This is a genomic window from Scandinavium sp. NPDC088450 (assembly GCF_044900545.1).
In the GTDB taxonomy this organism is placed as follows: Bacteria; Pseudomonadota; Gammaproteobacteria; order Enterobacterales; family Enterobacteriaceae; genus Scandinavium.
On record NZ_JBJDNI010000004.1, the window covers coordinates 101,961 to 114,210 of the forward strand.

Genomic DNA, 12,250 nt, shown 5'->3' on the forward strand with positions numbered 1-12,250 from the left:
TTTAACCCACCATATTATTAAGTTGAAGCAGCGGTTGTAATATTGCAAGAACGATAAATAAAACAACCGTCGCCATTGTGACGACCAGTGCCGGTTCAAAGACCGACAGCGTTAACGTAATGCGATGCTGTAATGCAGATTCCTGGTTTTCCGCCGCGCGGTCCATTAAAGGCCCCAACTCGCCGCTCTCCTCACCGGAGGCCACCATATACAACATGGTGGGTGGAAATATTTTGGCCTGCTCCAGCGCGTTATACAGCGATGAGCCCTGACGCACGCTATCGGCAGCCTGTTCCAGCACCTTGCGGGCATACAGGTTTTCGATGCCGTCCATCGCGATATACATGCCTTCCAGCAGCGGAACGCTACTGGCCTGCAAAATGCTGAGCGTGCGGATATAGCGCGCGCTGTTGATGGCGCAAACCAGTTTCTTCAGCGGCGAACGGCTTAACAGCCACTGGTGATAAGTGAAACGGTTCTTCTCTTTTTTCTGCCACGCTTTAAAAAACACCGATGCCCCGAACAGGCCACCGGCAATAAAAATGCCCCACGCCTGTAAAAAATCACTCACCGCAATCAGGGTGCGGGTGGTGATCGGCAACTGCTGTTTCATGTGGGTGAACTGGTCTATGACCTGCGGCACAACCGCCACCAGCAAAATCGAGATCACCGCCACCGCTACTACCGTCAAGGTGATGGGATAAACCATCGCCTGCGTCAGCTTGCTTTTCATCTTCTGGCGTTGCTCGTTGAACTCCGCCAGTTTTTCCAGCACGTCGCCGAGATGCCCGGTTTTTTCCCCAGCCATCACCAGCGTGCAGTAGAGCTTGTCGAAGCTGCGCGGAAACTGGCTAAAGGCATCAAACAGCGTGTGCCCTTCCACCACTTTGTCGCGAATTTCCGTCACCATCTTCGCCAGCGTTTTGTCTTCCGTTTGTTTGGCGATAGCTTTCAACGCACTTTCCAGCGGCAGCGCGGCATTCACCAGCGTCGCCAGTTGGCGGGTAAACATCGACAGCACCGGAATCGACAGTTTGGCGCCTTTGCGTGCACTTTTGCTTTCCGCCGGGTTGCGTGTTTCGGTTATCGACACCGGCATCAATTTCTGCTCGCGCAGCGTCTGACGCACCTGTTTTGGCCCTTCAGCCTGCAAAGTGCCACGCTGACTTTTTCCCGTGGCGTCCGTTGCGGACCAGGCATACCAGGCCATTACTCGTCACCTCCGCGTTCGGCGGTGACGCGCATCACTTCTTCCAGCGACGTCACGCCAGAAATCACCTTCAGCAAGCCGTTTTCACGCAGGCTGTAGGCTTCTTTAAACAGCTGCGTTTCAACCGCCATTTCATCTTTATCTTCGTGAATGGCGCGACGCATGCCGCTGTCCACCACCAGAAATTCATGGATACCGGCACGTCCCTGGTAGCCGCTTTGGCGACACTGCTCACAACCCACCGCGCGATAAATCGCCTTCGGTGGTTTCTCCATGAAACTGAACAGTGGCTTCTCATTGTCTTCCAGCGGACTGACGGTGCGGCAGTGCGAACACAACCGACGAACCAGACGCTGGGCAATAACGCCAAGGAGCGACGAACCGATTAAAAATGACTCCAGCCCCATATCCCGCAGGCGCGTAATGGCCCCGGCGGCGCTGTTGGTGTGCAACGTGGACATCACCAGGTGACCGGTAAGTGACGCCTGCACGGCAATTTGCGCCGTCTCGCCGTCACGAATTTCACCGATCATCACCACGTCAGGGTCCTGACGCAGAATGGCACGCAGACCGCGAGCAAACGTCATGTCCACACGCGGGTTAACCTGAGTTTGCCCGACCCCTTCGAGTTCATATTCGATAGGATCTTCGACGGTCAGAATGTTGCGTTCATGACCGTTCAACGCCGAAAGGATCGCGTACAGGGTGGTACTTTTCCCCGAACCGGTTGGGCCAGTGACCAGAATGATGCCGTGCGGGCGCTCAATCAGCCCCTTCAGCTTCACCAGTTCTTCATCAATCAGCCCAAGTTTGTTGATATCCGGTTTGAGATTGCTCTTGTCGAGCAAACGCATGACCACTCGTTCGCCGTACTGCGACGGAATGGTCGACACACGCACGTCAATCGCTTTGCGACCAATGCGCAGTGAAATACGGCCATCCTGGGGCAAACGCTTCTCAGCAATATCCAGTTTGGACATGACTTTGATACGAGAAACCAGCAGCGGTGCGAGTTTACGCGCAGGCTGTAATACCGGGCGCAGCACGCCATCGACGCGAAAACGAATGCTCAGCGTGCGCTCGAAGGTTTCAATATGAATATCCGACGCACCTTCTTTTACCGCTTCGCTCATGATGGCGTTGATCAGGCGGATAACCGGAGAGTTCTCGTCGTTATCCAGCAAATCTTCGTTGTCGGGGATCTCTTCGGTCAACGCGAGCAGGTCGATGTCGGCGTCCATGTCGTCGACCATCTGCTGCGAAACCCCACTGTTTTGCTGCCAGATTTTGGTCAGCAATTCGTCGAACGCTTCGGCGCTTAGCACGTTGGGCGCGAACGTGCGCCCCAGCACCCGACGCATCTCCAGTAATGCGTGCGCCTGCGCGTCTTCACGCAAGTACACGTTATCTTCGAAAAACAGAATGCCGTTATCTTTCGCGTAGTTGCTGGTACACAGCGTTTTGCTTAGCTCGTTCATCGCATCCCCCGGCTTCACTGGCTGAATGGATCGTGAGGCGTTGCTGGCGCTTCGGCGCTCACCGGCTCAGAACGGCTCTGGTTCGGATAATCCGGCAACACCGGGTTGTTGCTGTTTTCGATAATGCCCAGCTTGCGCTCTTCCATACGTTGCTGCTGACGCGCCTGAATCTGGTCATATTTCTCTTTCGACGCCGCGCTGTAGTTGTCGTCATCACGCAGCACCGTGGTGTGAATGAAGACCATCAGATTACGTTTGGCGCTGTCCTGCGAGGTGTAGCGGAACAGCTGGCCGACCAGCGGAATATCTCCGAGCAGGGGCACTTTCGAGACCGACTGCTTGGTCACATTTTCAATCAAGCCGCCCAAGACCACGGTTTGCCCGCTATGTACCATCACTTCGTTATTGATGGTGCGAGTATTGAAGGTTGGGCCCAGGCTGGCATCTTCCGTCGCGCTGTTATCTACGCTCGACACTTCCTGCTCGATTTTCAGGTGGATCATGTCGCCGTCGTTAATCTGCGGCACAATCTTGAGTTTGGTCCCGACCGTCTTACGCTCAACCGAGTTAAAGACGTTATCGCCACTGGTGGTCTGCGAGCCGGACAGCACCGGCACATCCTGGCCGACGTTGAACGACGCTTCTTTGTTATCCAGTGTCACCACGCTTGGGGTGGAGAGAATGTCGTTCTTGCCGTTGGTCGACAGCGCAGTCATCAACGCACCAAAATCACCGTTAAAGAAACCGGTCGCCAGGCCCGTGAAACTGCCCAACACTTTATTTTTCTTCATCTGACTGATGGGCAGGCCGGTGGAACCGAACTGCACGCCGCCGTGTTCGCTGGTCCACTGCACGCCGAGATCAAGCCCGCTGCCATCCTGAACTTCGGCAATGATGGCTTCCACCATCACCTGAGGCCGACGGATATCCAGCTTAGCGATCACTTTTTCCAGCGAATTCATCACGTTTGGCTGCGCGGTGATCACCAGTGAGTTGGTGGATTCATCGGCAGTGATGTTCAGGTCACCGGAGGTCTGCGTCGATTTACTTTTGCCGTTGCCCGGCTTGTCTTTCAGCTGATCGCCAATCCCGGTTAATACCGGCACCACTTTGCTGGCGTTGGCAAACCTCAGGTAAAAGACGCGGGTATTGCCTTCGTTATTTTGCTCACGGTCGAGCTGAGAAATCAGCGTTCGGGTACGCTGACGCGCATCCTGACTGCCGCTGATCACCAGGCTGTTGGTTTCCTCATCGGCCACCACTTTGGTCGCCAGCTGCGGCGCGTTCTGCCCTTTCTGCTCCTCGTTATTGAGGTTGTTCAGCATGTCAGACAGCGTTTTTGCAGAAGCATAACGCAACCCGACAATCTCACGACGCTGGACGCCGTTCTGATCAACACGCTGAACCAAATCCACCAGCCGATTGACCACCGACGCTTTGCCCGTGAGCAACAGTACGTTGGAGGGCTCGAAGTGCACCACGTTACCGATGCCACTGGCATCATTGAGCTGGCGCAATAGCGGGGCCAGTTCGCGAACCGGCACGTTTTCCATCCTCACCACACGGGTGATGATTTCATCGCCTTTACCTGGGTTTTTGCTGTCGGCAATCGGCGCACCCGCAGTACGAGCCACCGATGAACGCACAACTTTCACCATGCCGTTATCCATCGGGATAACCGACAAACCGTAAAGGTCGAGCACGCTCAGGAAGAACTGGTAATACTCCTCTTCCGAAAGCACGTTATACGTTCTGACGGACACCGAGCCCTGTACGGACGGGTCGACCAGAATGGTTTTATTGAGGTTGCGGCTTACCGTGTCGATAAACTCGCGAATATCAGTATTTTTAAAGCTGGCGCTAAAGTTCGCTGCAAACAGCGAACCGGAGTAGAACGACAACGCGGTCAGCGCCACGCACGCCCATGGAAATTTCTTCATGTCTTTACACTTATTAATTGTTTAGAACATTCACCTGAATATTTTTCAGCTGAGCGTGACGTTTGACGACCACCTGCGCTTCTTTCATTGTTGACCAATGGGTAATAATGTTTTGCGCCTGTGCTGCTTTTGTCATATCGACGGAATCTACCTTTACCACCACATCCCCTTTCTCAAGCCCGCTTTGGCTAAAGAAAGAAGACGCATTGCGAGGATTAATGTTGTAGCCTTCCAGTTGCCCTTTTTCGATTAATGGCTTTAACACCAGATAATCGTCAAGATGCAAATTATCGGCACCTGCATCGGTGGTCGATTTGGTTACCGGGGCACTTTCTGCACCGCCTTTAAAATAACTTGATTTATTCAGCGCCAGGGTCTGAGTGGCACCTTCATAGTTAATCACCACGCTATTTTGCTGTATTTCTTCGACCCAGGCGTTGTCGAACCCGGCCAAGCTTTCGCCTTCGCGATAGCTCTTTTGCCCGCCTGGCGTCTTGATAACCGCGAAGGACATCCAGGCCTCATCACTGCTCACGATCCCTTCAATTTCCGCATTCACGGCTTTTTCAGCGCAGCTGTCTGGGTCTGGGTTTGTGTCGCAGGGGTAAAAAGGGTGAAGGCTTTTTCAGGGTTACGTTTGCTTTTCAAATCCTGTTTAGCATCAGCCAACTTATTCGTAACCTTTTTATAATCTTTATAAATGACATACCCTTGCTGGCTGCAAAAAATGAGCAGCACAAACATTATGCAAGGCGTAATCAATTGGGTAACAAATGACATCCTCATTATTTCATTGGCCTTTAATAAAGCAAACACAAGCAGCACAGGGCTGCATAATTCAGTGAGGCAAATACTAATGAGTACCGGGTAATATGACTAATGACGATGCCAGCAACTTTGCTGTAGAAAAACATTGACCGTGAAAAAATAAACTGTTAGCGCCGAGACAAGGATATTTTTACTCTCCCGATACATTGCCCCCTTCTTCTGTCTGCTTTACTTTTTCGCTTCCATTGCTATGAATGAAAGAGACAACTCACGTTATGTACCTGCGCCACTATAATTTCACGACTCAGCCATTCCGGACCCTTACCCGGTCTCATGATGCGTTTATGGTTCCTTATCACCAGGACGTTTTCGGCCTGATCAACGAAAAGAGCCAGCTGCCTGGCGTGACCGCTCTGCTTAGCGATGATGCTTTCCTCACTGCCCAGTTTGCTGATGCGCTGAAAGCGCAGAATACTGGCATGCTGTTGATTAATGCGTTTCCAAAACTCAACGCCACGGGTTTGCTCTACAAGCTCAACACCACCACCAAAGAGAGCAAAACCAAATTTCAGGCGATTGATGCCGTGCTGCACCAGTGGCAGCAGGAGCCTTCGGCCCGTAAATGTAAAGGCAAAGTATTAGTGATTTCGCACTGTCAGGCACTGAAAGCCAGCTGCCTGCCGGTGCTGTCTCAACTGTTAACCCGCGCACAGGAACTGGATTTCCCGTTGTCCGTTGTGCTGATGGGAAGTGCTGACCAACAAAAGCCACTGCAGCAATCCGGACTGGGTGAGGCTCTTCATACCCTGCACATTCTGCGCCCACTCACGCAGCGGGAATGTCTGAATTATGTTCAGGCACAGTGCGAACATCACGGCAGCGATACCTCCCCGTTCAATGCAACGCGGGTGCGCAAAATGCACTCTCTTACTCAAGGCCAGATTGGGAAAGTTAACGCACTGGCCGATCTGGCGCTGTTAGCGGCGTGGACCGAACGCGCTCCCCAAGTAACGGCACGCCATTTACGGCTGGCCGCAGCAGAAACGCTGCCGGTAAAACGCAAAGGCAAACGGCTTGCCGCCATGGGCCTTGCTGCTTCCGTTCTGTTTGCCGCCGGAGGCTGGACGTTAATGCCGACACTCACCGCGATGTTACCGGTCGAGCTGCCCGTCATGGCGAGCTGGAAACCGCAAGCCGTTCAGCCACCTGCGTCTGTGGTGCCGGTGATTGAAAACGAAGTGGTGAATAAGCCCGATGCGATGCACCAGCTGTATGCGATGTGGGGATACGATGCCACGGCAGATCAGGCTCTATGCCAGAGCGCTGCGCGAGTCAATTTGATGTGCAAAGAGGGCAATGCCACGCCTGAGAGCCTGGCCAGTGAAGGTTATCCGTGGATCAGCGAAATCAAAACCGGCGACCATCTTAACTATGCCGTAGTGGCCAGAGTGAGCGATAACTCGCTGGATTTACTGATGAATAACCGTACCTGGCAGGTCAGCCGCCGCTGGTTTACTCAGCACGCGACAGGCAATTTCACCCAGATCCACCGTCTGACGCCTGAAGGGAAAGATGCCATCACGTCAGAAAGCAGCAGCAAAGATGTGGTGTGGATGGATCAGGAATTAAGCCAGGCGCTGAGCCTGCCGGTGACGCATGCCCATAACTGGACGGCAGAAATGATGGCGCGTACCCGTACGTTCCAGAAAAAAATGCAACTGAAGGTGGATGGGATCGCGGGCGAAGAAACGCTAATGCAATTGATGCGTGACACCAATACCACGCCTGCGGTTCTGCTTAAGACAACCAGCCCGACTCCTCACGAGAAGACGTTATAATGTCGACGATTCAACTTGCTGCTCAACGCAGCTACACGACAAACGAACCGGTGTGGTTTTCGTACCGGTTGCCGTCTGTGAAAAAATTGTTCTGTACCACGCTTTTGTGGCTACTGGGATTGCTGGCCCTGGCGATGTCGGGCGTGTATGCACACCTTTACTGGAATTTGCAGCATCCCACGCCTGAAACGGCCAGGGTCAATCACAGCAAACCGGAAGCTCAGCTTTCTGATATGCACTATGTCTATGTCAGCAAGCCGTTCCCACAGCCAGTAGCAAAACCGGTGCCAAAGCAAAGCGACATACCGCCTTTGCAGGACATGCCGATCAATGCCGATGATGCCGACTGGCAACAGGCTCCGGATGCTGATCCCCCGCGAGATAGTTCGCGCGATACCCTGCCCGGTTCAGACATGCACAGCACGGATGATAACGCCCCGACAAAGGATGACAGTGCCATTAAAGAGTTATTGCTACAGGCAATAAAAGATCAGCAGAAGGATTATTCACAGGGAAAAGTGCCTGCGCCGCCGACGGATGAAACCTCGGGCACAGCGCAGGCCAGTACGGAAAAACATGATGTACAACCGGAAATAAAGACATCGCCCTTTACGCCCAAAGAGCATCAGCTGGAATAGTTAGTATTTTTCTGGCAATGAGGTGATATTCATCAACCGGCCTTTTTCCACCACAATATAGCCGCCTTTTTTAAGATCGGCGAGGATTTTAATAATAGTGCTGCGGGCAAGATTAGTGTATTCCTGAATATAGTCGTAAATATTAACATCACGTTGGTGCTGAATAATGAGTTGGTCAATTTCTATCAAAAACTCACGGACAATGGAGTAAGCGCTGCGCGCAATTAAGACATCATCACGTTTGCTCAGCAGACTGATGTACCAGGAGAGGACTTTCATCAGTTCTTCCCACAGCCCGCGTTCATGCATGAGCTGTGAAAACTCGTCTTTCTTGATGCGACGCACTATGGTGTCGGCACGAACCAGACCGTACATATGTTGTGAATTGCAGTATACGGAAGAGAAGCCGAACAGGCATTTATCGCTGAGCGTAAAGACGCAGAGTTCGTCAGACTCGCGACGAAATTCGACTTCACCACTGACCACCACATAAATATAATTTGAGTCAGTCGTGTTAATACGCTGCCATTTTTTTAAGACTTTTTCTTCGCACCCGACGGTGGAAGAAATAAGGACATCAAGTTCTTTTTCAGGACGATTGGCATTACCATAAATTCTTAACATTGTTATACCCATTAGAGAAGTTAAATAATAAAAGAGTAAACAGATTGCCTTTGCAATCCATTAGAAAACCCACATTAAAACGGTAGAGATGCAGATATTAAGCCCAACGCTAAACATCTTTTCTGATAACACTGTCTGAGAAGAATTGTCCAGCGCTTTGCAGAGTAATTTCGACTGCGGAAACTATAAAGCATTCATGTGCTGAATGGGTACAGATAAACAGGTCTAAAAGAAGACACTAAAAAAGCTGGCAAGTGATCCCGGAGGATCACCCCTGTCCGTATTTCTCCAACAATGCTTCGGCAATCGCCTGCGTTTCCGCGTCGGCTACGCCATCCCAACGGGACTGACGGAAGTGCATCTGGAAGGCCATGATCACCCGTTTTTTCTGGGTATAGCTCATGCCCGGCGTCACCTCATAGCCATAGCGCGACAGTAAATCGAGTACCGATGACGTCGCGACCGGCAGCGATGGCGCGCGTCCGTTAAGATAGAACGCCACCCGATCAGGCTCTGGCCACGCCCCTATCCCCTGCTGCGCCAGTTCACGCCATGGAAACTCAGGGCCCGGGTCGTCTTTACGCTGCGGAGCAACATCCGCATGTGCCACCACGTTTTCCGGCTCAATCTGGTGGCGGGCGATAATATCTTTTGCCAGTGGGATCAGCGCCTCGATTTGCGTCGGCGCAAACGGCGCAAAGCTTTTTACCCCCGCCGTTTTCTGCCAGCCCTCGTTTTCCAGCTCTATGCCAATCGACGTATCATTGATGCGCGTAGCCCCGCGCCAGAAGCTAACCCCGGCATGCCAGGCCAGATCTCGCTCCGGCACCAGTTGCCAGATGAGCGGTTTGCCCTTGCGCATCGGCGGAATTTCTGGCACCAGATAATGCGCACTGACTTTGGTATCCGTCAGGGTTTGCAGCGAGGTGTCAAAATCACCGGCGGTATAATGAATCACCAGCACTTTAATTCGCGGATAAGCGTTTTGCGCCGGATGGCTGGTGTCGAGGAAATACCCCGGCTTCTCAATCACCTTTTTGCCATTGTTGGCGTTGTCACTGGCACAACCGGCCAGCAGGAGAGCCAGAACTAACAGCGAACGTTTCATCAGCGAAGTTTCACCGCGGTTCCGCTGACGCTGACCATCAGCATGCTGCTGTCTTTGCCGACGGTTTCATAGTCGATATCAATCCCGACTACCGCATCTGCGCCCAGCGCTTTTGCCTGTTCGCCTAATTCCTGAAAAGCGATTTCGCGTGCCTTACGCAGCTCTTTTTCATAGGCTCCGGAACGGCCGCCGACGATATCGCGAATGCCCGCGAAAAAGTCGCGGAAAATGTTGGCCCCGAGAATCGCTTCACCGGTCACCACTCCGCAGTATTTCACAATGGGTTGCCCTTCCAGGGTTGGGGTTGTTGAGAATTGCATTCGTCCTCCTGCGTCAATGCCTTAGCTCGGTTAATCAAACACATTATTGTCCCGATACGCTATGCTTGAAAACATCTTAATACCGTAGTCAGTCTATAAGGAAATCACTCATGCGCTACTCTGTTGCCGCTCTTCTTGCGCCGTGCGCCCTTTTGCTCAGCGCCTGCACCACCGTTACGCCCGCCTTTCAGGATATTGGCACTCGCTCCGGCCCTTGTGTCGAAGGCGGCCCGGACGCCGTGGCGCAGAAGTTTTACGACTACCGCATTCAGCACCGCGCGACCGATTTAACCGCGCTGCGTCCTTACTTAAGCGATTCACTGGCCAAAGTGCTTAACGATGCGAACAACGATCCGAATAAACGCGCACTTTTGCAGCAAGACTTGTTCTCCAGCCGTACCACACCGCCTGACAGCGCAGACGTGGCCGATGCCTCTACGATCCCAAACACCGATGCCCGCAACATTCCGCTGCGCGTTGCGTTGAAGCAGGGGACGCAGAGCTGGCAGGATGAAGTGCTGATGATCCGTGAAGGTCAGTGCTGGGCTGTTGATGATGTTCGCTACCTTGGCGGCACCGTTCACGCCCCGGCTGGCACGCTTCGTCAGGTGCTTGAGCAGTAATTCCTCCCCCATTCCCACCTAATAACTCAGGGTAAATGTCTGGCATTCTGTGACGGATGCCGACATTTATTCCTAAGCCCTCATGCTCTCGCTATTTTGTGCTAACTTTAAGTGTAAACACGGTTTATATTTAAGTTTTAACGCATAAATATTGCATAACTATTCTGCCAACGTTACTATTTGCGGCCTCAATTACTATCGGTATCAGATTTCCCGGATGAGTATAAAACTAGAAGGCATTAACTGCTTTTACGGCGCACATCAGGCGCTGTTCGACATAACCCTGGCCTGCCCGCAGGGTGAAACGCTGGTGCTGCTTGGCCCTAGCGGCGCGGGAAAAAGTTCGCTGTTACGCGTGCTTAACCTGCTGGAGATGCCACGTTCCGGGCAACTCTCGATTGCGGGAAATCAGTTTAATTTCAGCAAAGCCCCTTCTGACGCCGCGATCCGTGAATTGCGCCAAAACGTCGGGATGGTCTTCCAGCAGTACAACCTGTGGCCGCACCTCACCGTGGTGCAAAACCTGATTGAAGCCCCTTGCCGAGTGCTGGGTCTGTCAAAAGCTCAGGCGATGGCTCGCGCCGAAAAACTGCTGGAACGTCTGCGCTTAAAACCTTACAGCGATCGCTATCCGCTGCACCTTTCTGGTGGTCAGCAGCAGCGTGTGGCCATTGCCCGTGCGCTAATGATGGAACCACAGGTTCTGCTGTTTGACGAACCCACTGCCGCGCTGGACCCTGAAATCACCGCGCAGATTGTCAGCATCATTCGCGAGCTGGCACAAACCCAAATTACTCAGGTGATCGTCACCCATGAAGTGGAAGTCGCGCGTAAAACCGCGAGCCGGGTGGTGTATATGGAAAACGGTCATATCGTAGAACAAGGGGATGCGAGCTGCTTTGCCGAGCCGCAGACCGACGCCTTTAAAAACTATCTTTCACACTGATGTTTTCGGGAACAATGACAATGAAAAAAATCGTGATTGCCGCGCTGCTCGCCAGTGTTAGCCTGTCTGCCAGCGCTGCTCAGACTATCCGTTTTGCCATGGAAGCGTCTTACCCTCCGTTTGAATCGATGGATGCCAGCAACAAGATTGTCGGTTTCGACGTCGACCTGGCGAATGCCCTGTGTAAAGAAATCGATGCCACCTGTACCTTCACCAACCAGGCGTTTGACAGCCTGATCCCAAGCCTGAAATTCCGTCGCATCGACGCAGTCATTTCCGGTATGGACATCACGCCAGACCGTGAAAAGCAGGTGCTGTTCACCCAGCCTTACTATGAAAACTCTGCGCTGTTCGTCGGCCAGAAAGGCAAAGTCGCGGATATCGCGGCGCTGAAAGGCAAAAAAGTCGGGATGCAGAACGGGTCTACTCACCAGAAATACATCACCGATAAGCACCCGGAAATTACCGTTGTGCCTTACGACAGCTACATGAACGCCAAACTGGATATGCAGAATGGCCGTATCGACGCGGTATTTGGTGATACAGCGGTCGTCACCGAGTGGCTGAAAGCCGACCCGAAACTGGCGGCGATTGGCGATAAAGTCACGGATAAAGACTACTTCGGTACCGGTCTGGGCATTGCCATTCGTCAGGGCAACACCGACCTGCAGCAGAAGCTGAACACCGCGCAGGATAAAGTGAAGAAAGATGGCACTTACCAGACCATCTACACCAAATGGTTTCAGAAGTAATTCTA

Annotated in this window: 11 protein-coding genes and 1 pseudogene; 5 read left to right on the forward strand and 7 right to left on the reverse strand. The window is 52.7% G+C overall.

Going from position 1 to position 12,250, the window contains the following annotated elements:
- Position 1: 1 nt before the first annotated feature.
- From gspF to gspC, 4 genes and pseudogenes are all read right to left on the reverse strand, one after another.
- Positions 2–1,210, reverse strand: a complete 1,209-nt coding sequence (gene gspF, locus ACI2I2_RS05595) for a type II secretion system inner membrane protein GspF (RefSeq protein WP_404656998.1) — start codon at positions 1,208–1,210, stop codon at positions 2–4.
- Entirely contained in the window at positions 1,210–2,688 is a 1,479-nt protein-coding gene (gene gspE / locus ACI2I2_RS05600) for a type II secretion system ATPase GspE (RefSeq protein ID WP_404656999.1), read from the reverse strand. Before gspE ends, gspF begins: the two co-directional genes overlap by 1 nt.
- A 14-nt stretch (positions 2,689–2,702) precedes the next feature.
- On the reverse strand, positions 2,703–4,628 hold the full coding sequence (gene gspD, locus ACI2I2_RS05605) for a type II secretion system secretin GspD (protein WP_404657000.1): 1,926 nt from the start codon (positions 4,626–4,628) through the stop codon (positions 2,703–2,705).
- Positions 4,629–4,641: 13 nt separating this feature from the next.
- Positions 4,642–5,372: pseudogene (gene gspC, locus ACI2I2_RS05610) on the reverse strand (type II secretion system protein GspC).
- A 299-nt stretch (positions 5,373–5,671) separates the two neighbouring features.
- Between gspC and ACI2I2_RS05615 the strand changes: the two are divergent.
- A complete protein-coding gene (locus ACI2I2_RS05615; RefSeq protein WP_404657108.1) occupies positions 5,672–7,234 on the forward strand; it encodes a peptidoglycan-binding protein in 1,563 nt (520 codons plus the stop codon).
- Positions 7,234–7,872, forward strand: coding sequence for a hypothetical protein (locus ACI2I2_RS05620; RefSeq protein ID WP_404657001.1), 639 nt, complete (start codon positions 7,234–7,236; stop codon positions 7,870–7,872). Before ACI2I2_RS05615 ends, ACI2I2_RS05620 begins: the two co-directional genes overlap by 1 nt.
- Here the strand turns inward: ACI2I2_RS05620 and ACI2I2_RS05625 are convergent, their stop codons facing one another.
- The 3 genes from ACI2I2_RS05625 to ACI2I2_RS05635 form a co-directional block, all read right to left on the reverse strand.
- Positions 7,873–8,496, reverse strand: coding sequence for a helix-turn-helix domain-containing protein (locus ACI2I2_RS05625; protein ID WP_404657002.1), 624 nt, complete (start codon positions 8,494–8,496; stop codon positions 7,873–7,875).
- Between the two features lie 268 nt (positions 8,497–8,764).
- A complete protein-coding gene (locus ACI2I2_RS05630) occupies positions 8,765–9,604 on the reverse strand; it encodes an N-acetylmuramoyl-L-alanine amidase (RefSeq protein ID WP_404657003.1) in 840 nt (279 codons plus the stop codon).
- Positions 9,604–9,924 carry a heavy metal-binding domain-containing protein gene (locus tag ACI2I2_RS05635; RefSeq protein WP_404657004.1) on the reverse strand — a complete coding sequence of 107 codons (321 nt, stop codon included), beginning with the start codon at positions 9,922–9,924 and terminating at the stop codon, positions 9,604–9,606. Before ACI2I2_RS05635 ends, ACI2I2_RS05630 begins: the two co-directional genes overlap by 1 nt.
- A gap of 110 nt (positions 9,925–10,034) precedes the next feature.
- Here ACI2I2_RS05635 and ACI2I2_RS05640 point away from each other — a divergent pair, with 110 nt between their 5' ends.
- The 3 genes from ACI2I2_RS05640 to artJ all read left to right on the forward strand — a co-directional run bounded on the left by ACI2I2_RS05640 (position 10,035) and on the right by artJ (position 12,245).
- Positions 10,035–10,547, forward strand: coding sequence for a lipoprotein (locus tag ACI2I2_RS05640; protein ID WP_404657005.1), 513 nt, complete (start codon positions 10,035–10,037; stop codon positions 10,545–10,547).
- Positions 10,548–10,764: 217 nt separating this feature from the next.
- Positions 10,765–11,493, forward strand: coding sequence for an arginine ABC transporter ATP-binding protein ArtP (gene artP, locus ACI2I2_RS05645; RefSeq protein WP_404657006.1), 729 nt, complete (start codon positions 10,765–10,767; stop codon positions 11,491–11,493).
- 20 nt (positions 11,494–11,513) lie between these two features.
- Entirely contained in the window at positions 11,514–12,245 is a 732-nt protein-coding gene (gene artJ / locus ACI2I2_RS05650; RefSeq protein ID WP_404657007.1) for an arginine ABC transporter substrate-binding protein, read from the forward strand.
- Positions 12,246–12,250: the final 5 nt, after the last annotated feature.